This window comes from Emticicia sp. (genome assembly GCF_043780375.1).
Lineage (GTDB): Bacteria > Bacteroidota > Bacteroidia > Cytophagales > Spirosomataceae > Emticicia.
In genome coordinates this window covers 1-22,866 of record NZ_JAYWCU010000207.1, presented here as the reverse complement: position 1 = coordinate 22,866, position 22,866 = coordinate 1, and the positions used below count along the sequence as shown (strand labels likewise).

21 protein-coding genes are annotated in these 22,866 nt (G+C 34.4%); 11 read left to right on the top strand and 10 right to left on the bottom strand.

Annotated features, from left to right (window positions below; all coding sequences use genetic code 11):
• Both ACH2CJ_RS16315 and ACH2CJ_RS16310 read left to right on the top strand, forming a co-directional pair.
• Positions 1 to 474, top strand: a 474-nt coding sequence (locus tag ACH2CJ_RS16315) for a hypothetical protein (protein WP_394994020.1), incomplete at its 5' end; no start/stop codon positions are given.
• A 91-nt stretch (positions 475 to 565) separates the two neighbouring features.
• Positions 566 to 1,447: a bifunctional 5,10-methylenetetrahydrofolate dehydrogenase/5,10-methenyltetrahydrofolate cyclohydrolase gene (locus tag ACH2CJ_RS16310; protein WP_394994019.1), complete on the top strand. Its 882-nt coding sequence runs from the start codon at positions 566 to 568 to the stop codon at positions 1,445 to 1,447.
• 42 nt (positions 1,448 to 1,489) lie between these two features.
• Here the strand turns inward: ACH2CJ_RS16310 and ACH2CJ_RS16305 are convergent, their stop codons facing one another.
• Positions 1,490 to 1,666, bottom strand: a complete 177-nt coding sequence (locus ACH2CJ_RS16305) for a T9SS type A sorting domain-containing protein (RefSeq protein WP_394994018.1) — start codon at positions 1,664 to 1,666, stop codon at positions 1,490 to 1,492.
• Between the two features lie 308 nt (positions 1,667 to 1,974).
• On the opposite strand from ACH2CJ_RS16305, the gene ACH2CJ_RS16300 reads away from it, so the two are divergent.
• The 3 genes from ACH2CJ_RS16300 to ACH2CJ_RS16290 are packed head-to-tail and all read left to right on the top strand — an operon-like array spanning position 1,975 to position 3,157.
• Positions 1,975 to 2,349, top strand: a complete 375-nt coding sequence (locus ACH2CJ_RS16300; RefSeq protein ID WP_394994017.1) for an ArsR/SmtB family transcription factor — start codon at positions 1,975 to 1,977, stop codon at positions 2,347 to 2,349.
• Complete coding sequence (gene merTP, locus ACH2CJ_RS16295) at positions 2,346 to 2,948, top strand: mercuric transport protein MerTP (RefSeq protein WP_394994016.1); 603 nt, start codon at positions 2,346 to 2,348, stop codon at positions 2,946 to 2,948. The genes ACH2CJ_RS16300 and merTP overlap by 4 nt, the downstream gene beginning before the upstream one ends.
• A complete protein-coding gene (locus ACH2CJ_RS16290) occupies positions 2,948 to 3,157 on the top strand; it encodes a GDCCVxC domain-containing (seleno)protein (protein WP_394994015.1) in 210 nt (69 codons plus the stop codon). The genes merTP and ACH2CJ_RS16290 overlap by 1 nt, the downstream gene beginning before the upstream one ends.
• A gap of 170 nt (positions 3,158 to 3,327) precedes the next feature.
• Here ACH2CJ_RS16290 and ACH2CJ_RS16285 read toward each other — a convergent pair whose 3' ends face one another.
• Complete coding sequence (locus ACH2CJ_RS16285) at positions 3,328 to 4,776, bottom strand: capsule assembly Wzi family protein (RefSeq protein ID WP_394994014.1); 1,449 nt, start codon at positions 4,774 to 4,776, stop codon at positions 3,328 to 3,330.
• 166 nt (positions 4,777 to 4,942) lie between these two features.
• Positions 4,943 to 6,181: a DUF819 domain-containing protein gene (locus ACH2CJ_RS16280; protein ID WP_394994013.1), complete on the bottom strand. Its 1,239-nt coding sequence runs from the start codon at positions 6,179 to 6,181 to the stop codon at positions 4,943 to 4,945.
• A gap of 604 nt (positions 6,182 to 6,785) precedes the next feature.
• Between ACH2CJ_RS16280 and ACH2CJ_RS16275 the strand changes: the two genes are divergently transcribed.
• Entirely contained in the window at positions 6,786 to 7,250 is a 465-nt protein-coding gene (locus tag ACH2CJ_RS16275; RefSeq protein ID WP_394994012.1) for an Lrp/AsnC ligand binding domain-containing protein, read from the top strand.
• A 54-nt stretch (positions 7,251 to 7,304) separates the two neighbouring features.
• Here the strand turns inward: ACH2CJ_RS16275 and ACH2CJ_RS16270 are convergent, their stop codons facing one another.
• The 5 genes from ACH2CJ_RS16270 to ACH2CJ_RS16250 all read right to left on the bottom strand — a co-directional run bounded on the left by ACH2CJ_RS16270 (position 7,305) and on the right by ACH2CJ_RS16250 (position 11,969).
• Positions 7,305 to 8,171 carry a DUF5694 domain-containing protein gene (locus ACH2CJ_RS16270; RefSeq protein ID WP_394994011.1) on the bottom strand — a complete coding sequence of 289 codons (867 nt, stop codon included), beginning with the start codon at positions 8,169 to 8,171 and terminating at the stop codon, positions 7,305 to 7,307.
• An 88-nt stretch (positions 8,172 to 8,259) separates the two neighbouring features.
• On the bottom strand, positions 8,260 to 9,705 hold the full coding sequence (gene sufB / locus ACH2CJ_RS16265) for a Fe-S cluster assembly protein SufB (protein WP_394994010.1): 1,446 nt from the start codon (positions 9,703 to 9,705) through the stop codon (positions 8,260 to 8,262).
• 129 nt (positions 9,706 to 9,834) lie between these two features.
• Positions 9,835 to 10,326: a hypothetical protein gene (locus ACH2CJ_RS16260; RefSeq protein ID WP_394994009.1), complete on the bottom strand. Its 492-nt coding sequence runs from the start codon at positions 10,324 to 10,326 to the stop codon at positions 9,835 to 9,837.
• 37 nt (positions 10,327 to 10,363) lie between these two features.
• Positions 10,364 to 11,527 carry a lipid-A-disaccharide synthase gene (gene lpxB, locus ACH2CJ_RS16255; RefSeq protein WP_394994008.1) on the bottom strand — a complete coding sequence of 388 codons (1,164 nt, stop codon included), beginning with the start codon at positions 11,525 to 11,527 and terminating at the stop codon, positions 10,364 to 10,366.
• Between the two features lie 31 nt (positions 11,528 to 11,558).
• A complete protein-coding gene (locus ACH2CJ_RS16250; protein ID WP_394994007.1) occupies positions 11,559 to 11,969 on the bottom strand; it encodes a 6-pyruvoyl trahydropterin synthase family protein in 411 nt (136 codons plus the stop codon).
• A gap of 159 nt (positions 11,970 to 12,128) precedes the next feature.
• On the opposite strand from ACH2CJ_RS16250, the gene rfaD reads away from it, so the two are divergent.
• From rfaD to hslV, 5 genes are all read left to right on the top strand, one after another.
• Positions 12,129 to 13,094, top strand: a complete 966-nt coding sequence (gene rfaD / locus ACH2CJ_RS16245; protein WP_394994006.1) for an ADP-glyceromanno-heptose 6-epimerase — start codon at positions 12,129 to 12,131, stop codon at positions 13,092 to 13,094.
• A gap of 125 nt (positions 13,095 to 13,219) precedes the next feature.
• The gene (gene lepA, locus ACH2CJ_RS16240) at positions 13,220 to 15,010 is read left to right on the top strand and encodes a translation elongation factor 4 (RefSeq protein ID WP_394994005.1); all 1,791 of its coding nucleotides are present in this window, start codon (positions 13,220 to 13,222) and stop codon (positions 15,008 to 15,010) included.
• Between the two features lie 106 nt (positions 15,011 to 15,116).
• Entirely contained in the window at positions 15,117 to 17,258 is a 2,142-nt protein-coding gene (locus ACH2CJ_RS16235) for a hypothetical protein (RefSeq protein ID WP_394994004.1), read from the top strand.
• 119 nt (positions 17,259 to 17,377) lie between these two features.
• Positions 17,378 to 18,994, top strand: a complete 1,617-nt coding sequence (locus tag ACH2CJ_RS16230; RefSeq protein ID WP_394994003.1) for a 2-oxo acid dehydrogenase subunit E2 — start codon at positions 17,378 to 17,380, stop codon at positions 18,992 to 18,994.
• Positions 18,995 to 19,092: 98 nt separating this feature from the next.
• Positions 19,093 to 19,629, top strand: a complete 537-nt coding sequence (gene hslV, locus ACH2CJ_RS16225; protein ID WP_394994002.1) for an ATP-dependent protease subunit HslV — start codon at positions 19,093 to 19,095, stop codon at positions 19,627 to 19,629.
• A gap of 237 nt (positions 19,630 to 19,866) precedes the next feature.
• On the opposite strand, the gene ACH2CJ_RS16220 is transcribed toward hslV, so the two are convergent.
• Both ACH2CJ_RS16220 and ACH2CJ_RS16215 read right to left on the bottom strand, forming a co-directional pair.
• Positions 19,867 to 21,735, bottom strand: coding sequence for a hypothetical protein (locus tag ACH2CJ_RS16220; protein WP_394994001.1), 1,869 nt, complete (start codon positions 21,733 to 21,735; stop codon positions 19,867 to 19,869).
• Positions 21,736 to 22,452: a glucosamine-6-phosphate deaminase gene (locus ACH2CJ_RS16215; RefSeq protein ID WP_394994000.1), complete on the bottom strand. Its 717-nt coding sequence runs from the start codon at positions 22,450 to 22,452 to the stop codon at positions 21,736 to 21,738.
• Between the last annotated feature and the right edge of the window lie 414 nt (positions 22,453 to 22,866).

The window sequence follows — 22,866 nt, the reverse complement described above, 5'->3', positions numbered from 1 at the left end:
AGTACTTTAGCTAATCTTTTAGTGACTTATTTCCGAAAAAATGGAAAGAAGGCAATTATTTTTCATCAAGATGACTTTGTTTTTCCTGAAACCCAAATCCCTAAAATAAAAAATAAAACCGATTGGGAATCTCCACAATCTATTGATTTTGAGCTTTATAGAGAAGTAGTCGAACTCTTCCGAAGTCGTTTCGATATAGTGATAGCCGAAGGTCTATTTGCTTTTTATGATGAAAAAATGAATGATTTATATGATAAAAAATTTCAAGTAAAAATTTCCAAACGTACTTTTCTAATTAGACGAGCAATGGATATTCGATGGGGCTATGAACCAACTTGGTTTATTGACCATGTTTGGCAATCATTTCTAAAATTTGGAAAAGCAAAAACCGATTTAAAAAGTGTCATTTCGGTCAGTGGTGAAGATGAATTTGATATGGACAAAGTAATCAAGGAAATAAATCGTACTGCATAAGTCGAAATTCGCAAATCGTACTCGCAGCAGCGAACCGTTCGTAATTCGTAATTAAATTATTACCTTTGCACTTTCATCAAAATATAGCTCCATGACAATAATAGATGGCAAACTTATTTCTGCCCAAGTAAAACAAGAACTTAAAGAAGAAGTAGAAAAGCAAAAAGTAAATGGTGGTAAAATACCTCATTTGGCAGCGATTTTGGTCGGAAATAATGGTTCGAGCGAAACTTACGTAGCAAGTAAAATAAAGTCGTGCGAAGAAATTGGCTTCAAATCTACACTCATCAGAAGAGATTCAACAACTACAGAAGTCGAATTATTAGAAATAATCGAACAACTCAATAATGATGACGACATCGACGGCTTCATCGTGCAGTTGCCTCTTCCTGAGCAAATCAATGTTGATAAAGTAATTGAGGCAATCGAACCTCGTAAAGACGTTGATGGTTTTCACCCAATCAATTTAGGACGCATGGCGAAAGGACTTCCTGCCTATATTTCGGCTACTCCATTTGGTGTTTTAGAGCTTATTAAGCGATATAAAATCGAAACATCAGGAAAGCATTGTGTGGTAGTTGGTAGAAGTCATATTGTAGGTTTACCAATGAGTATTTTGATGCAGCGAAACGATTATCCAGGTAATTGTACGGTTTCGCTGGTACATAGCAGAACCAAAAATTTAGCAGAAATTACACGCCAAGCTGATATTTTGATAGCCGCTATAGGAAAACCCGAATTTATAACTGCCGATATGGTAAAAGAAGGTGCGGTAGTAATTGATGTGGGTCTTACCCGAGTTATTGATACTACTAAAAAGAGCGGTTTTGCACTAAAAGGAGATGTAAAATTCGACGAAGTGGCTTCTAAATGTAGTTATATTACACCAGTCCCAGGAGGTGTGGGCTTAATGACAGTAGCTGCATTAATGTACAATACGCTACTTTCTGCAAGAAAAGAGATTTATAAATAGAGTTTAGAGTGCCGAATTCAGTACTCTAAACTCAGAACAAAATTAATGATTTATATAAAACTGGTGAGTAATTGCTCTTCCCTTCGGAAGTTGCAGTTCTACGAAGTAAACGCCATCTTTTAGCTTTTCAACATCAAATTCGTGTTGACTTCCAGTATGTAGATTTTGCATTTGAAGTACCCGACCTTGGGCATCTTTCAAACATATTTTAGTGTTCATGTCAGATATTGTTTTTTATATGGATTATGAAGACAAATACTTTGCCGCTTTTCTATATAGACGAATATTAGACTGAAATATGTTGCATAGGTTTAATAAATTTTTGAAAATTTATTCTGCGGTAGCATCGGCTTTCTTCAAATAGTATAGAACAATACAAAAAGTACGACAAAACTTTCGTAGGTGCAATCCTTCAAAGCGACCGTTCTAACATCAACAGACTATCCGACAGAATTTAATTGTTTGTTATTTTTGGATTTATATATTTTAGCATTTGCTTAAATAAGAAAATTTGCTACCTTTACTTTATGGAAGAATTTATTTGTATTAGACAACAGGCGGACACAAAACAGATTTTTCGCTGTAAGAACAGAGTTACAGAACTCAATGGCTCATTTGATATTTTATCAAGCGGACTGGAATTGGCAGGCAACAATGTAAGATTAAAAATTCTGTTTTTACTTTACGAAGAAAATAGACTTTGCGTCTGCGACATCAGCGATATTTTAGGTATGACAATTTCAGCCATTTCTCAGCATTTAAGAAAACTTAAAGACCGCAAACTTATTCAGTCAGAGAAAGAAGCACAGACAATATTTTACTCATTGACAAAAGAATATGAAAAAATGCTCAAACCATTTTTCAAAATACTTGACGACAATAAAATTTTGGAAACAATATGAAAACAGACAACAAATTAATTAGTGCAGGACTTTTGACGGCAATTGCATCGTCTTTGTGTTGCATTACGCCAGTTTTGGCAATCGTTGCAGGTTCAAGCGGTGTTGCTTCTACTTTTTCGTGGCTCGAACCCTTCCGACCTTATTTTATTGGTATGACCGTTTTGGTTCTTGGTTTTGCTTGGTATCAAAAACTAAAACCAACTAACCAAATTGACTGTAATTGTGAAACAACTCAAAAACCAAATTTTATGCAAACGAAATCATTTTTAGGAATTATTACCGTTATGTCGGTTCTTCTTTTATCATTTCCAAGTTATGCTCATATCTTTTTTCCTAAGACAGAAAGCAGAGCAATTATTATCCTAACTTCTGAAATTCAGAAAGCAGAGTTTACAATTAAAGGAATGACTTGTTCGGGTTGTGAACATCACGTAAAAACAGAAATTAACAAACTAAAAGGCATCGTGGAAGTTGTAGTTTCCTACGAAAAAGGCAACGCCATTGTAAAGTTTGACAGTAAACAAACCAACATCAAAGAAATCGAAAAAGCCATCAACTCGACAGGCTACAAATCACTAAAAAGTAAAATCATATCATAATGGACACAATTTTAATATCAGAAATCACTTGCCCAAACTGTGGACACAAAAAAACAGAAGAAATGCCAACCGATGCTTGTCAATTTTTCTATGATTGTGAGAACTGTAAGACAAAATTAAAACCTTTGCAGGGCGACTGTTGCGTATTTTGCAGTTACGGAACCGTTCCTTGCCCACCAATTCAGGCAGGGACAAGTTGTTGCAAATAAATAAGCGGACTAACAAAAAAGATCTGCACATTACTGGAGTTTAGCAAAATGGCAGCAGACGGGAGTAATTGAATATAAGTAATTCTATAAAACTTTTATGCTAAATTTGAGTTGACTTTCTTTCAAATTCTCCCACTTCGCAAACCCCTGTTAATTCAACAAAGCCCAAACTACCACCTTTTAATAATAGAAAGAAAAGATCCGAAATTGTCTTTTATTAAATCTCCGTGGTCAATGGCAATATTGACATTCAAATCTGCTTTGATTCGTTTCAAAGGAATAATGGTATTTACTGAATAAGAAATTTGAGTAACAGGAACAATTACCTTTCCTAATAAACTCGTATTTCCAAAGTTCTTGCTATACGACAAACGATTTGAAACTTGTATCATTCCAAACTGATTTAAAAGCCCCGCATAAACTGCCCAAACTCTGTTATTATTAATAAAAACATAGCCATTGTCGATTTGCTTTTCAGACCTTAAATTTTCTTCTGCTGTCAGAAAAGGTGTACCAATTGTTTGGCGATTATACGACCATCCATCAAAATATTGTTGATGGTTAAATAAAAAATTTTCTTCATTAGGATGTCTATCTTTCAAGCCTAATAGTCGAGCAACACCTGCTTCATATCGTCCCTGATTTTTAGTGAACAAATATTCAAAAACTATTTTTTTAAATGATGATTCTGGTTTAGGTGTAAAACTCAACCCATATAGCCCATCATCAGTATTGGTTAGACCAAATAATTGTCCATCTTCAAAAACAAACTGTTTATAAAGCAGAAGGCGACTTTTTGTAAACTTAAATTCAGCAGCAGCATCAACCGAACCCAAATGGTTTCCAAAATGGTTGGTGGTTTCAAATGAATTATAATCAGAAAATTTAGGAGAGTTTTTCCATAAATTTTTTAAGGGTAAAACAACATTCCCATAAACAAACCAATCTTGTGGAAAACGTCCATTAAGCAATCGGTCATCACCTTGAGGCAGCGGCACTTTTGGAAATCCACCCCATTGTACATTATGCACAATTCCACCATATAAATTAATTTTTGAAGTAGGTTTTCCAATCTTTAAAAACAAGGTTTTTTGATGTAAAAAATAACCTTTAGCAAATCTTTGATTCCCAAACCAACCATGAGAATATGTACCTTTAAAACTCAGCCATTTAAAAAACAATTTGGTATATTTTGGCATACCAATTTGTACTTTTGGAATTGGCATGGCATTACCAGACCAAGAAATTGAACCCGAACTCATCATCGTATCGACAATGCCAAATATTTCTTTTCTTCTGCCAACATAAATCTCAAACTTACCAAGTTTAGTACATAAAAATACCTCTGGAAGTAAAATTTGAGGTTTTTTGCCAAGAATAGTTACGGCTTCAAAACCATAATCAAATTTAAAAAATTTATTGAGCGTATCTTTTTTAGTCTTGATACTTTGCCGACACATGAAGGCAGGAAGGTCGCTTGGAATACTACCATATTGATTGGAGGCTTGCCAAAAAGGAAGTTTGTTGGTCAACGAAAAATAACCTCCCAATTCAAATTGATAGTTAAATTTTTTTGGTGTATTTTGTTGAGCAATCACTGTCAAAGATAGACAGGTCATAAATATAGCAAAAGTTTTCATTCTCCTCATTTTTAAAAAATTCAGCAAAAATAATGCCTAACGTTAAGCTAAGATAGAATGTTTTAATGAGCGAATTGATGAAATTGAGTCTTGAGTAAAAAAAGTATTTGTTTATATTCTTCCAATCGGTTACTCATTGGCAATATCACTGCGAAAGCCATTGCATGGCTAAACCAGTCAGATAACCACAATAAGTGCCAATAGCGTTGCCTAAAATAGCCAAAAGGACTCCAATTGGAGCTAATGAAGGATGAAATGCCGCCGCTACAACTGATGCAGAAGCCACGCCACCAACATTTGCTTGTGAACCAACGGCTGTAAAGAAAAATGGTGCTTTAACAAAATAAGCCGCAATAACTGTAAAAATAGCGTGCGTAAAAATCCAAATCAAGCCAACTACAAAAAGCATTGGATTCTGAAAAGCCTCAAAAATATGCAATTGCATGCCGATTGTTGCAATGAGCATATAAAGAAATAAGGTTCCAATTTTTGAGCCTCCAAATTTCTCAAGATTTCTTGCACGAGTATTTGATAGTAAAAGTCCTGATAATGACGCAATTGTAACAATCCAAAATGATTTTGATGCCAAACTATACGCCTTTAATGTTGGATAATTAGTTTCGATAAAAGGCACAATATTATCGGCAATCAAATGTGCCATCCCAGTAATTCCGAAACCCACCGCAAGTAAAATAAACAATTCTTGAAAACTTGGGTTCTTTTGTTTGGCACTTTCTAATTCTACTTTTACTCTAATTTCATGAATTACCGTGGCATCAGCTTTCATTTTTTTGTCAATAATGGCTGCTTTTCCAACAAAATACAATAGCAATCCTAACCATAATTCGGCAAAAAGCACATCAATTACACTTGTTTGTGCAAAAACCTTGGGTGAAGGTTGAAATATTTCTTTTAAAGCTAATTGATTGGCATTTCCACCTGTCCAACTACCTGCGATTGTTGCCAAACCACGCCAAACTTCCTCTCCATCTTTTCCAAGAAAACTTGGGTCTATCATTTTACCTACCCAAAGCCCCAAAGGGCCACCGACCATTACGCCCAAAGCTCCTGCAAAAAAAACAAACAAAGCCTTTCCACCTAACCGCTTAATCGCTTCAATATCAATACTTAATGTAAAGAAAACTAAGCAGGTTGGCAATAAAAATCGGGAAGCAGTCTCATCAAGTTGTGACTCTGTAGCTGATATAATATTGAACGAACTCAATAAGCCAGGAATAAAAAAACAAAGCAATATTGAGGGAACAATTTTGTAAAATTTCTCAAAAAATGCAAGCGTTGTGGAGTAAAATATAAGAGCTAACGTTACCATCAAAATACCTAAAACAACGGCATCATTGGTAAAAAAAGGAGAACTTTGATTCATTAGATTTTATATGTTTTTGGTGAATTAAAGCTAAAATTTCCCGAAATCAAAGATTGAATGCATAATTTATTAAAATGTTGAGAATCAAGTAATAAAAAAACACGTAATCCTCAAATCGGAATTACGTGTCGCAATTACACTTCATCAACAAACTAAAAACCAAATAATATTTTTACTAAGCAAAAATACTCAAAAAAAAAGTATGAAAGAAATTTATATACAAAATTATTCCTTCACACTTTCGATTTGTATAGCTGTAAGAGGGGGAGTCGAACCGCCCACGGTGTAGTTAGCCACAGTACAATTTTGGTGGTCAATCCCAGTCGACTAAGAAATTCCGGCTTATGCTGCGTTTGTCCTATATTCACCACCCCCGAGACAGGAGGGCATGGCTGCCAATTTCATCACCTTACAATGTGATTATTTACAATCAGTCAAAACGGCGAACCGTTATTTTCATCTCTTCTGATTTGTAATTTGATAATGCAAAGTTAATACAAATACGTAATAAATTACAAATATTTTAGTAAAAATATTAATTATTTACATATTTCGTAAAAATATTACTAAATTATTGATATATTCGCAAAAACAAATTAACAAAATGGATAAAAAATTTGAAATTGATAATACAGATTTGAAAATTTTGGCACTTTTAATGCAAGATGCCAAGATGCCTTATACTACAATTGGCGAAAAAATTTTTGTTTCGGGTGGTACAGTTCATGTAAGAATGGGAAAAATGGAAGAAATGGGCATTGTGCGTGGCTCACAACTCATTATTGACCCCGTAAAATTAGGTTGGGATATTAGTGCTTTTTTGGGCATATATCTTGACAAAAGTGAGTTATACGATACTGTGGCGAAACAATTGGAAGAAATTCCAGAAGTTGTAACAATTAATTATACAACTGGACAGTATAGTATTTTTGCTAAAATTGTTTGTCGAGATACGCAACATTTACGAGAGGTTCTGCACGATAAGATTCAGAAAGTAAGTGGAATTCAGCGAACGGAAACTTTTATTTCATTAGAAGAACGATTTAATAGGCCGATTCCGTTGAGCTAATATATTATAAAATTAAGCGAATACGAAGTCTATCGCACATAAATAGTCACCAAATCACAAATCACTTAATATTTTTTTTGCATCTACAACTTCAAAATAAGGATGAGTTTTGAGCATATCTTTTAAAACCTGCACGTGTCCCCCACCGATAATTACTAAAAGTTTTCGGTCGAATGGACTTACACTTAAAAGGATATTTTGCAAAATTTTTGAATTTCTATAATATTCTTTTGCAGTAAACTCTGCTCCAAAGCCATTAGTATTGGTGTCCATCCAACCTGTGATATTGAAATAATGAAGTGTTGAAATACTTTGCTCAGAATTAAGATTTAACAAATGCTGCTTAATTGTTTGGCTTTTCCAACTTTCATAATTAGTAATATAATCATTAAAAGCTTTTTTAACACTTGGATTTCTCAGAAAATACTCATCATAACTTGGGCGTTTAAGTTCGAGTTCATGTGAATAAAATGTCATCAATGTATCAACTTTATTTCGAGCAATTCTAACACCAATAGTCAAATCTGGCTGAACAAAATTAACACATGTTACGCCAATCGGATGATTGAGTTTCTTGGCTAATTTGATTCCTAACTGAAAAATCTCGTTGTATTCACTGCTCCTTTCTATTGGTTTTATTCCATTAAGGTAATTTTTATATACTTCATTCCAATAAGGTTGAGTATCGGGCGTATTTTCCACAAAAATTTTATCTGGTCTAAACTTCGACAAATCATCAACTACCTCTTGAATCTGTTTCTGACGCTCGGCAGACAGCAAATCAGTAATACTACCTTGTTTATAATCAGGCGATTCGCCCATGTGAAATACTCCCAAAAAAGCAATTTGAATTCTTCCACTTTGAGCAAAAGTGATATTTGAAAGAAAAAATATAAAAAATAAAATAATGAGTTTTTTCATGTGTTAGGTTTTTACAGAAATATAAACAAAAAGACTGCCAATTAGCAGTCTTTTCTTACGATATCATACAAATATTAAATATTAGGTTTTATCCTACACTTCCTTCGAGCGAAATTTCCAGTAATTTTTGTGCCTCAACCGCAAATTCCATTGGCAATTGATTTAAAACTTCCTTCACATAACCATTGACAATTAAGGCCACGGCTTGCTCGGTTGGAATTCCTCGTTGGTTGCAATAAAATAATTGGTCTTCACCAATTTTTGAAGTTGTTGCTTCGTGCTCTATCGTTGCCGTCGAATTATTGACTTCAATATAAGGAAAGGTATGAGCTCCACATCTATCTCCCAAAAGCAGTGAATCGCATTGCGAGAAATTACGTGCATTTTCGGCACGTTTTGAAATATCTACCAATCCACGGTAAGAATTTTGACTTCTTCCTGCCGAAATACCTTTTGAAACAATGCGACTCTTGGTATTTTTACCAATATGCGTCATTTTTGTTCCTGTATCAGCTTGTTGCATATTGTTGGTAACGGCAACTGAATAAAACTCCCCTATCGAATTATCGCCTTTCAAAATCACCGAAGGATATTTCCAAGTGATTGCCGAACCAGTTTCTACTTGTGTCCACGAAATTTTAGAATTTGCTCCAAAACATATACCTCGTTTTGTTACAAAATTAAAAATTCCACCTTTTCCATCTTTATCACCTGGATACCAGTTTTGAACTGTCGAATATTTCACTTCTGCTCGCTCATGGGCAAAAATCTCAACACAAGCTGCATGCAATTGATTTTCGTCACGCATTGGAGCGGTACAACCTTCCAAATAACTTACATAAGAGCCTTCATCAGCAATAATTAATGTACGCTCAAACTGACCTGTTCCTGCAGCATTTATTCTGAAATATGTCGAAAGCTCCATTGGGCAACGTGTACCTTTTGGAATATAACAAAACGAACCATCAGAAAAAACTGCGGCATTCAAGGCAGCATAATAATTATCTTTAACAGGAATAACCGATCCTAAATATTTTTTAATTAATTCGGGATGTTCCTTAATTGCTTCCGAAATAGAACAAAAAATAATACCTAATTCGCCTAATTTTACCTTAAAAGTAGTTGCCACCGAAACCGAATCAATCACCGCATCTACCGCCACACCAGAAAGGCGTTCTTGTTCCTTAAGGGAAATTCCTAATCGCTCGAAAGTACGGCGTAATTCGGGGTCAATTTCGTCAAGACTATTGATTACTTTTTGCTGTTTTGGAGCAGAATAATACTTAATAGACTGCAAATCAACTGGTTTGTAGTGAACATTGGCCCAAGTTGGTTCTGTCATTGTTAACCAAATACGATAAGCATTTAGTCGCCATTCAAGCATCCATTCGGGTTCGTTTTTCTTGGCAGAAATTAATCGAACAACGTGTTCGCTCAATCCCGCAGGAATTTCATCCACCTCCATATCAGTATAAAATCCATACTTATATTCGGACGTGGTAAGTTCTTCTAATAATTCTAAATCCTTGCTCATACTATTGATTTTGCGTAATTTACCTCTAATCTCTAACAAAAGAATAAAGATAAATGTTCGCAAATTTAGACTTAATATAAATAAGTTTATTAACAATTCGTTTTTTTGTTAATAAACACTGTAAATTTCCTATTTTGAAACCTCAAAAGTAGCCACAAACTGGTAAGTAACGCCATTTAAAGCGAGCGATGTTTTACCTATAAATATTGTTTCTGTTAATTCAACAATGTCAAAAACAACATTTTCAACTTGTCTTCCTTGAAAAATTATTTTGTCAATCGAAAATTGGGTTTCAGTGGCATTCAAGCTCCAATTTGCTTTTAATAATAAATCTGGGTCTGATGGATTACATTTAGTTGCCCCTTCACGGATTTCATACGATTTGTTTGGAAAAAATATCAACAAATTATCTGTTACACAAGTTGGTTGAGTTGAGACCAAATCAATCTTCAATCCTTGTGGATTTGTTGCTTCTGCTTTTGTATTTTTCCAAGTTTTAGAAATAGTTCCCGATAAAAGCTCAGTTTTTGTTTTTGGAGTAACACTTGAGGTACTTTTTTTACAAGAAAAAATACTTAAAACACTTGCCAATAAGATAATAATTATGCTTGAGATTCTCATTTTTATACAATTTTATTTTATACAACACTACTTTTATTTATAACTTATTAAGTAATTCAACAATTCTCCTACCTGTTTTTTCAGATGCTCCAACATCACCTAAACTTTCTTTAATCATCTGATAACCAAGCAATTGGTTCTTTCTTTTTCCTGAATTAGGCAATATTTTTTTAAGTTCGTATGCAATATTTTTGCTTGTCAATTCATCTTGAATCAATTCTTTCACAACTTCTTTTTGTGCTACTAAATTGACTAATGATATAAATGGAACTTTGATTAATTGCTTGGCAATTTTGTATGAAATCCAGCTTGTTTTGTAACAAACCACTTGCGGAACATCAAATAAGGCTGTTTCTAAAGTTGCAGTACCAGATGTTACCATCGCCGCTTGTGCATGAGCTAATAAATCATAGGTTTGGTCAAAAACTACGTTTATATTTTCAGTCAAAAACCTCTCGTAAAACGCCTTTGAAAGATTACCTACCCCTGCAATAACGAACTGATAGTCAATAAATTGTTCTTTAGTAGCAATCATTAGCTCAAGCATTTTGTCAACTTCTTGTTTTCTACTTCCTGGAAGCAAAGCAATGATTTTCTTGTTTTCTAAATGATTTTCTTTTAAAAACTCAAGATTGGGTTTAAAAGCTGCTATGGCATCAAAAAGTGGATTTCCGACAAATTCCACTTCATAATTGTACTTTTTAAAGAATTCTACCTCAAAAGGAAATATCACAAAAAGCCTATCAATGTTCGTTTTTAAAGCCCAAGCACGGCTCTGATTCCACGCCCAAACTTTAGGCGAAATATAATAAAAAACTTTATAACCGTGTTTTTTTGCCCACTTTGCCATTCGCATATTAAACCCTGCATAGTCAATCAGAATAATGGCGTCAGGCTTAAACTCAGCAATTGTGTTTCTGCATTCTTTAAAAAAACCTAAGATTTTTGGCAAATTAAACAGTACTTCCACAAATCCCATAAAAGCCAAATCACGATAGTGTTTCGAAATTTCTGCACCAGCTTCCTGCATATAATCGCCACCCCAAGCCTTTATAACAGCCTCACTATCAGCATTTTTAATAGCTTTGATAAGATTCGCCCCATGCAAATCTCCCGAACGTTCTCCTGCAATTATAAAGTATCTACTCCCAACCCCTAAAGGGGAGCCAAGTCTTTCATTACTTTCATTTTTATTTATCATGCTAAAGCCCCTTTAGGGGTTTGGGGTGTTTTTATTTGCCAAAATACTCAACATAATGATTAGCTGTTTCAACCAACTTTATGCTGTGGAGAGTTCCTTTACAAAAATTGGGAATTATTGGCTGTAAAATTTTCCAAATTTCTACGGCAAAAACCTCGGTACTTGGCAATTTTCCTCTCAAAAAATCTACGTCTTTATTCAAAAAAGTATGGTCAACCTTATTAACAATTTCTTTTTTCATGATTTGGCTTAAATCTTTTAAGTCCATCACAAAGCCCGTTTCTTCCTCAATTTCTCCTTTTACAGTAACAAACAGTTCCCAATTATGTCCGTGAATGTTTGAACAAAGTCCAAAAATTTCTCTATTTTTTTCTGCCGACCACTTCGGATTATATAGTTGATGAGCAGCGTTAAATGTTTCTCTTCTCGTAATATGAATCATTAGATTGCTTAATTTTTTTATAAAATTACCACCAAAATTCATCAATTCATGCCAATTTAGTCTTTTTCTTGAAAAAGTACAATTTAATCAATGTTTAATGTATGGATTTGTATTTGGCAATAGTTTAATTTTGCAGACTATTTTTTTTGGAAAACAACTATGATAATTGTAACAGGTGCAGCAGGGTTTATCGGAAGTGGTTTGATTCAGCGATTGAATCAAGATAACTTCAATTTCATTATTGCAGTGGATGACTTTTCTAATCCACTGAAAATGAAGAACTTAGCTGGTAAAAAAATTCAAGAGTTTGTCCATCGAGATAATTTTTTCGATTGGCTTGACAAAAATCAGGCAGAAGTTGAGTTTTGTTTTCATATCGGTGCAAGAACTGATACGACGGAATTTGATAAAGAGATTTTTGATAGATTGAATCTCAACTACTCGAAACAAATCTGGAAAAAATGCCATGAGTATCAAATTCCATTGGTTTATGCTTCTTCGGCAGCCACTTATGGTGCGGGAGAATTTGGCTACGACGATAATGAATTATTAATTCCGCAATTGAAACCGCTAAATCCTTACGGAGATTCAAAAAACGATTTTGACAAATGGGCTTTGACTCAAAAAAATGCTCCATTCTTTTGGGCAGGATTAAAGTTTTTTAATGTTTATGGGCCAAATGAGTTTCATAAAGGACGTATGGCCTCTGTGATTTTTCATGCTTTCAATCAAATAAATAAGGTTGGTAAAATAAAACTTTTCAAATCGCACCGACCAGATTTTAAAGATGGGGAGCAAATGCGAGATTTTATTTACGTTAAAGATTTGATTGATGTTTGTATATTTTTGATGCACTCCCGACGAAATTCGGGCATTTATAACCTCGGAACTGGCAAAGCACGCACTTTTTTAGACCTCGCAAAAGCTACCTTTTCCGCCCTAAATCTTCCTCCTGATATTGATTTTATCGATACTCCTGAAGATATTAGAGATAAATATCAGTATTTTACACAAGCAAATATGAGTAAATTACGCACAATTGGCTACAAAAAACCCTTTACTTCGCTCGAAGATGCCGTGAAGGATTATGTAACTAATTATTTGGTTGAAGAAAAATATCTTTAAAAATCTGTCTTTTTCTTACTATTTTTGTAGCCCCACCCAACCCTCCCCAAATAAGGAGGGCTTTGAAGTAGGAATATATATATCAATTTTACATTCAGAATTCTGCCTTCAGAACACGGTACTTAATGAAAAATATTCGTAATTTTTGCATCATTGCACACATTGATCACGGCAAAAGCACACTTGCCGACCGCTTATTACAATTTACAGGAACAGTTTCAGGGAGAGATATGCAAGCTCAAGTGCTTGACGACATGGATTTGGAGCGTGAAAGAGGGATAACTATTAAAAGCCATGCGATTCAGATGAACTATACATTTGAAGGACAAGAATATGTACTAAATCTCATTGATACGCCTGGACACGTCGATTTTAGTTACGAAGTATCTCGTTCAATTGCAGCTTGTGAAGGTGCATTATTGGTGGTTGATGCCGCTCAAGGCATTGAAGCTCAAACGATTAGCAATCTTTTCTTAGCTCTCGACCACAACCTCGAAATCATCCCTGTTTTAAATAAAATAGACCTTCCTGGTGCAATGCCCGAAGAGGTGAAAGACCAAATTGTTGATTTGATTGGATGCGACCGAGATTCTATTATTCCTGCAAGTGCAAAAGAAGGTATTGGTATCAACGAAATTTTGGCAGCAATTATTCATCGAATCAAACCACCCGAAGGCAATCCAAAAGCTGAATTACAAGCATTAATTTTTGACTCAACTTTTAATTCTTATCGTGGAATCGAAGTAATTTTTCGAGTAAAAAATGGTAGAATTAACAAAGGCGATAAAGTAAAATTTATTGCAACAGGAAAAGAATATTTTGCTGACGAAGTCGGAATTTTGAGATTAACAAAAGAACCTCGTGATTTTGTAGATTGTGGTGATGTTGGTTACATCATTTCGGGTATAAAAGTTGCAAAAGAAGTTAAGGTTGGCGATACGATTACTCATGTTGAGAATCCGACCAAAGAAATGATTAAAGGTTTTGAAGAGGTCAAACCAATGGTTTTCGCAGGAATTTACCCTGTTGATACCTCAGAGTTTGAGGAACTTCGTGATGCCATGGAAAAACTGCAACTCAATGATGCAGCCTTGATTTGGGAACCTGAAACTTCTGCTGCTTTAGGTTTTGGTTTCCGTTGTGGGTTTTTAGGAATGTTGCACATGGAAATCGTGCAGGAACGTTTGGAGCGTGAGTTCGACATGACGGTTTTGACGACAGTTCCGTCGGTTAGATTTCATGTAATTGATAAAAAAGATGAAATGTTTGAGGTTTCTGCTCCTTCGGAAATGCCAGAGCCAAACTTAATCAATTGGATAGAAGAACCTTTTATAAATGCACAAATTATTACGGCTGCCGACTACGTTGGACCAATCATAGGTTTGTGTATGGAAAAACGTGGACTTTTGAAAAACCAAATTTATCTCACTGCAACACGTGTAGAACTTACTTTTGAATTGCCATTATCGGAAGTTGTTTTCGATTTTTTTGATAAACTTAAAACTATCTCACGAGGCTATGCTTCACTCGATTATCATTTGATTGGATATCGTGAATCTTCATTAGTAAAATTAGATATTTTGCTCAATGGTGAGCCAGTTGATGCACTTTCTGCCATTGTTCACCGTGATAAGGCCCATGATTGGGGCAAAAAGCTGTGCGAAAAATTAAGAGAATTATTGCCTCGTCAGCAATTTGATATTGCGATTCAAGCGGCTATCGGAGCAAAAATTATTTCTCGTGAAACAGTGAAAGCATTGCGAAAAGATGTAACTGCCAAATGTTACGGCGGTGATATTTCTCGTAAACGTAAACTCTTAGAAAAACAAAAGAAAGGTAAAAAACGTATGCGTCAGATTGGTACAGTTGAAGTTCCACAGGAAGCATTTATGGCGATTTTGAAGATAAATAGTTAAGAGATAATATTTTTAAACAATTGATAATCAATAATTTACGTCATTTAAAGTTAATTATCTGATTCTATTTATGCCCATATTGTTATCTCTATTAATCATAAAAGGATTGTTCTTATTCTATAAAAATAATCCTTTCAATGGTTTTAGAGTTGCTGTACTAAAATCTTTGATTGCCTATTCGGTTTTTATTTTTCTCACAACCGAAATATTAGGTAATCTTTGTATTTTGAATCGTAAATTTATTATCGGTTCTTATATTCTATTCACAGTTGGCATTTATTTTTATCTTTTTTGGAAAAAAGTCATAACGTTTCATCGTCCATTTTATCAATACAAAATTTTCTCCGATACAATATTTAGTTTTTTTTCTAAGAGTGTATTTGTTTTCTTTTTGCTCATCGTTATTACCCTTCTTTTTCTAACTTTTTACGTAACACCCAATAATACAGATGCTCTGGGCTACCATATAGCAAGAGCAATGTTTTGGCTTCAAAATCAAAATCTGTTTCATTACCCAACTTCAAGTCCGTATCAGTTATATTATAATGTTTTTTCTGAATATTTATTACTGCACACCATCGCACTTACGGGTGGAGATGGCTTTGTGAATTCAGTTCAATTTATTGCTTTTTTAGGCACAATCATTACGGCTTCTTTGATAGGCAAAACCTTTGGAATGACGAACAAAGGTCAAGGCTTGGTAGTTATTCTTGCCTGTTGTATTCCGATGGGACTTTTACAAGCGACAAGCAGCCAAAACGATTATTTGGCAAGTTTTTACTTTTGTTGTACTTTGTATTTTGGACTACTTTTAATTCAAGAATCGAGCAATTCTTTCAAAAAAAACTTTCAATGGACGATTTTATCGCTTTTATTGGCAGGTTTTACCAAGTATTCAATTTTTATGTATTGTCTTGGTTTCATAGCTTTTTTTGGAATTTATCAATTAAAAATAGATTGGAAAAGAGCCACCAAAATTGGATCTATTTCAGCTGGATTGTTTTTAATTACTTTTAGTGCATTTTTCTATCGAAACTACGTGGTTTTTGGAAATATACTCATGCCGAACCCAAAAAGCATGCTGTATTATAACTACAAAAATGAAGAAATCGGAATAAAAGTTACTTTGTCAAATCTTTCAAAAATTATAGGAAACCACGTGGGATTACCTATAAATTCTTGGAATAATACTTTTGATAAACTCATAGCCAAATTCCATCTTTTCATTGGCTATGACCTGAATAATATGAACTCAACTTTTGCTTCATATTATACAATTTTTTCTATCGGTGAAGATTTTTCTGGTAATTTCGTTCATTTTTTTCTTATCTGCTTTTGTATTTTTTGGTTTATTATCAATTTCCGAAAGAAAGAAAACAATCAACATTTAGTCTTAGTATATTTTATGTTATTGTTTGTGGGTTTAGTTACTTATGCGTCAGTTTTCAAATGGCAAATCTTTCATTCCCGTACACAATTGCCTTTCTTTTTGGCATCTACCCCCGTTATTGGTTTTGTTATTTGGCAAATATCAAAAAAATACAACTGGATTATTAATACAACAGCATTTATACTCATGTTTGCTGCCCTACCCTATGTCTTTTGTAATTCGTTGAAGCCTATCATGCCGATGGCTTATTATTTCAAAAAGATATTTATTTATGTTCCACATAGCATAGGTAGGAACGAAGAATCTTTAAACAAAGACCAATTTCAAAAATTAGAAGAACTAAGGTTATATCAATTAACTTCGCTACATTTTACAGATACAACCTATAATATTGTACCAAATTTAAGAAGAAGTCAAAGAAAAGAAATATTTGAGATGCTTGATAGCACAACTTATTATGATTTTATCAGACATAATATTTTTGAACGAAAAGAATGGAAGCAAGGCTATTTTACTTTTGATAACAAAACCTATCAAGATTTTAAAGGTATTTTTACTTATCTCCGAGCAAATGATTATCAAGTAGGATTCGCTTCGAATGATTGTCAATGGATACACCCATTTTTTATGTTTGGTCAAGATAAATTTGGCGAAAAATTTAAAATAAATTATATCCAATATCCACAAGACCTGCAATATTGTTATAACGCAAGAAAACCATATGCTTATACCGCCATCATTACTGATGATAAAACATTAATCAATAAACTAACAGCAAAGCTTATTTCAAGCAAAAAATTTGGAATCTTTTATATTTTTCTATTTCAAAAGCCCGTAAAAGATGTTTTTTTGCAATAGTGCGGTTCTTAAAAAAAATAAAACAAACTTTCTCTTTAGTTTTTAAGGACATTTGGCTACTTTGTTATAATTTTGAGGGTTGAAAAGATAGCATCTAAAATCTAAGCATAATATAAAAAATGGCAGAAGTAATCAGAATGCCCAAAATGAGTGATACCATGACAGAGGGTGTCATTGCGGCATGGAACAAAAAAGTTGGTGACGTTGTAAAATCAGGCGATATTTTGGCAGAAATCGAAACAGATAAGGCGACTATGGATATGGAGTCTTATTATGACGGAACGCTACTTTATATAGGAGTAGAAAAAGGTCAATCAGTTGCTGTTGATGCTATAATGGCTGTTATTGGTAAGCCAGGCGAAGACTATCAAAGTCTTCTGAATGGTTCACCTGCTCCATCAACACCTGCCGCCGCCGAAACTTCCCCAGCAGTTGCAGCACCTGAACCAGTTGCCGCTTCTCCTGCCGTTGATACGTCAAATATCAAAGCAAAAGTAGTAACAATGCCACTTTTGAGCGATACCATGACCGAAGGGGTGATTCATACTTGGCTCAAAAAAGTAGGTGATAAAATAAAATCTGGTGATATATTGGCTGAAATCGAAACAGATAAAGCTACTATGGAACTGGAGGCTTATGAAGACGGAACACTATTATACATAGGCATTGAAGCAGGAAAAGCTGCACCAATTAATGCGATTATTGCTGTAATTGGCGAAGAAGGAGCAAATTATCAAGCTTTATTGGTTGCTGCTCCAGCAAGTACAACTCCTCCGAAAGAAGTAGTTGCCGAAAAGCCACAAGCTGTTGCCGCTCCATCTGCTCCACAAGCAAGTCCTGCACCTGTACAATCGTCAAGTAATTCAAGAGTTTTGGCATCGCCACTTGCTAAAAAATTAGCCGAAGAAAAAGGTGTAAAATTAGCTGAAATAAGTGGAAGCGGTGAAGGTGGAAGAATTGTCAAATCAGATGTAGATAATTTCACACCAAAAGCACAAGTTGAAGAAAAATCTGCCACTTCGGCTGCCCCTGCTGCGGCATCGGGTGTTGAAAGCTTTGAGGAGATTCCATTGACTCAAATGCGTAAAGCAATTGCAAGAAGTCTTGCTGATTCGCAATCTTCTGCGGTTGATTTCCAATTAACGATGGAAATCTGCATGGATAAAGCCATCCAAGCAAGAGAAGTAATGAATGAGGCGTCGCCAGTGAAGATTTCGTTCAATGACATGATTTTGAAAGCCTGTGGCGTAGCATTGAAAAAAAATCCAAATGTTAATTCATCGTGGAGAGAAGACCACATCAGACGTAATCAACACGTTCATATTGGCATGGCGGTAGCAATACCCGATGGTTTAGTAGTTCCCGTTATTCGATTTGTGGATACTTTACCTTTGTCTGTTTTAGCAGCAACCACCAAAGATTTAGGTGGAAAAGCAAAAAATGGCAAACTTCAACCGAAAGATTGGGAGGGCAATACTTTTACAGTTAGTAACTTAGGTATGTTTGGTATTGAGCAATTTACTTCGATTATCAATAACCCTAAAAATGAATCTTGTATTCTTTCTGTGGGTGGAATCAAGGAAATTGTTGCAGTAAAAAATGGTCAATTCTACGCTACGAACGTAATGAAATTAACCCTTACCTGCGACCACCGTGTTGTAGATGGAGCAACTGGGGCTGCTTTCTTGGTAACACTGAAACAATTATTAGAAGAGCCTTATAAGTTATTGGTGTAAAAACCCATAAATCTCAAACATTAAAATATTAAAAAAACCAATTGTGCCATGCTTTTTGAGTGTGGCACAATTGGTTTATTTAGAGATTGATAAAAAATATGATAAAAATTCGTTCAACGACCGTTCTTGGGATAATTCATGAAGGAAAAGTAGCTCTCGGAGCTGACGGACAGGCAACTATGGGCAATACTATTGCTAAAAGTAATGTTAGAAAAGTACGAAAGTTGTATGGAGGGAAAATTCTTGCAGGTTTTGCAGGTTCAACCGCCGACGCATTCACTTTGATAGAACGCTTTGAAGAAAAACTAAATGCCTACGGTGGAAATATGAAACGTGCCGCCATTGAATTGGCAAAAGATTGGAGAACCGACCGATTTTTAAGAAAATTAGAAGCAATGCTGATAGTAGCCAATGAAACCGAAATACTCATTATTTCAGGCACTGGTGACGTATTAGAGCCTGACAATCAAATTGCAGCTATTGGCTCGGGAAGTATGTACGCACAGTCGGCAGCTACTGCCTTAAAAAAACACGCTTCACATTTAACTGCCGAACAATTGGTGCAGGAAGGACTAAATATAGCGGCTGATATTTGTATTTATACTAATCACAATATTATTATCGAAACACTTTAGAAATCTTGAGTTTTGAAAGTATAAAATCAGTTTAGAATTACAAATATTCAAAACTCAGAAAATAAATAAAAACTGTTTATTAAAGACTGTTTAGCTCTTGTTCGGAGTATTTTCAAGAATTAATTTTATTATTCATAAAATCGGTCAGAGAGGAATAAAAGAACAGCATCTTCAGAAAAATCATACATTTGATGCCAATCGGCTGGTTAAAACAATAAGTAAACATCAGGTTTAAACCTAACAACCACACGGATATCGCATATTTAGGGCTTTTTGTTTGTCCACAAACTTTTTCCATTGCAGTGGTTTGGGTATAAAAACTACCCTTCCAGCACCCGGAAAAATAGTTGTTTGTGTAGATTTACCTATGCTTTTCTCTATTTGTTGATACATTTCTTTTGGTATCAAATCAATATATAAATTTATCCCTGCAAAATCATTATACTGAAAATATTTAATAAAATGCTCTAATTGAGGTTCTGAAAAAGTATTGGTTAGTTTTGAGGCAAATTGCCAGCTATCAATATCAGGAACGGCATAGTTTCCAATACCAATTTTAACAAAACCTTGCGTTGCCAATTCTGGCACATGGCTATAATATCCCCCTATTACTTTTTTATGGTGAAACCTTCTCAAAGCATAAATATTACAAGTTTTTTGAAAAATTGGACATAAATTTTCTTTCAAACCTGTGCCGTCACCACCAACAATACAAAAAGGAAAATCCATAACTGCTTCGCCTTGTTGCTTTTCCAGATTAGACATATATCCAAAAAAATTCTTGTCAAACTCAAAAGGTTTTTGACTATAACGATGGCTATATACTACTGATATTTCAAGAATAAAAATAGTTGAAATGACTGTCAAAAAAATATTCTTATACCGAAACTTTCGCCAATCTATCGGCAGAAAAAAACAAGAAAAAATTACTGGAATTAGAGAAGTAAATCTCGATGGCACACGGTTATATGCTCCCCACGGAAATATTTTTAATGTTGGAATTTTGTTAGGATGATAAAAAGTAGAAATCACCAAAAGAATAATAAAAGGCAAGAAAACTAACCAATACTTAGTGCGATTTTTGAGAAAACCCACAATCCCAAGCATCAAACAAAGCCAACCTGGACTGCCAGAGCCAAGTCCTTCGGGCATATCTTTCAAAAACCAAACGAATGGATTTTGTAAAGCACTAAAATAAGGAAAATAAGGCAACAATATTCTAACTGGATTACTCCAAAAATGAGGAGCAACCCGCTGGTCAAGATGATAGGTTTTAGCTTCGGTATAGATTTGGAGCACCAAAGGCAAAAAGAAATACAAAAATATAATGGATGGAATAGCCAACAAAAAATAAAATAAAGGTGACTTTTCAAAGTCTTGAAACCAAGATTTTAGATATTGGTAAAGCTGATAATCACCTTTGAAATACCTTTTTAATAATACAAAACTTACTACAATTATGCTTAAAACAAAGCTATTCAAAGCAAAACCACAAACATAACCAAGATTCATACCGAGCGTTGCAATCAATAAAAAAGCTTTCAAGAAAACCCATTTTATTGAAATATTTTCTTTGAGAATGATTCGTTTTACAAGAATAAAATCAGAAAATAAACTCAGGATTGTCCAATGAATGGTGCTATGGTTAAAATGATGTGGGTATTTATTAAGGGCATAAAAATTGAAAAATGTAATTACAAAACCCACAAAAAAAGCTTTTTCGATACCAAATTCTTTTTTTAAAAGCAAATATGACCCTAAAAATGAAATGATTAGACTTAAAATATAATAATAGTTGAGCCAAGACCCGTGTCCAAAGTTTTTATAAAAAAATGCAAACCAATAATTGCTTTCGAGCGACCAATCGGAAAATACTTGCGTTGTACCAAAAGGATAAAAAGTTTGATTTTGGTTGAGTGAGATTTGAGGGAAAGGGTTGAAATGAATATTTTCAGCCAAATAAAACCCTACATATTCCCATTCGTCAATATCGCCACCACCTGATAATGGAAAAGTGAAATTTCTAACAAAAAAAGCTCCATAAAGAATCGGGAGTAAGACACATACGAACAGGAAGAAGTAATTTAAGTTTTTTTTTGTCATCATTTATATAAACTTGGCTGCTGCTTCATCGAGCCAAACATACGCATTTTTATGTAATTTAAAAACTGTGGCGGGTAAATCAACATTAGGTTCTTGGTCGATAGTTGCTTTCAAAATTTCGGCCTTACGCTCGCCTGTGGCAATCAAAATAGCGACTTTTGCTTCCAAAAGATGCTTCAAGCCTATCGTAATGCCTTGAGTGAGTGCTGTGTTTTCGGTAAAATATTTTTGCCCGACACTAACTGTTATCTCTGCAAGCTCCGAAACATGACAATAATTACCAAAACTTGTACCCGGCTCATTAAGTCCAATATGTCCATTTTCCCCTACTCCTACTATAATCAAATCTGCCCCACCCTTTTCAAATAACAAATTATCTATACGCTTACATTCGGCTTGCAGGTCACTTGAAAGCGAATCAAAAAATGTATATTGGGCAGAATTTATTTGTAAAGGTTTTAGCATATTTTCCTCTACAATGTAGCTACAACTGCCTTTACTTGTTGCAGGAATCCCGACCCATTCGTCAAGCCCAACTATTGTAACTTGGTCAAAATCAGCAGGTTGTGCAAATTCAACTATTTTCTTGTAAGTCAAAACAGGAGTATCGCCCGACGTGAGAATCAGTGTTGCGGTGGGTTTTTCTCTTACCAAATCAATTATAAACTTGGCGGTATGGATTGCTAATTGTTCAGGATTTTGGAAAGTTTGTATTTGCATTTGATAAAAATGATTTTTTTCAAAGCTAAATTATTTAATTGATTTTTACAAAAAAAGACACTCACAATGGCATTTTTATAGCCACTTCGTAAATAATTAGACTTAAAATTGGCTTTCGGTTCAATTATTTTAAACTTTTGTGTGAATTTTTCAAACGCTGGTGGTTATTTCTCGACGGCTGTTAGTGGTTTTGCAATTATCACAGGCAATGGCAATTTAGGTATCTGAATTCCAACTCGCATTGCCCAACTTGAAGTAAAAAGAGGAAATAGAGTAAACGGAACTGTTGCTTTTTATGGTACATAAAAATATTTCTCATTTTAGAGATTGTTTTGGAATTATAGAAATTAGCTAAAAATTGAGAATCGGCGTATCTTGTTATCGACCAAAACAACAAGATATTGCAGACAAGTT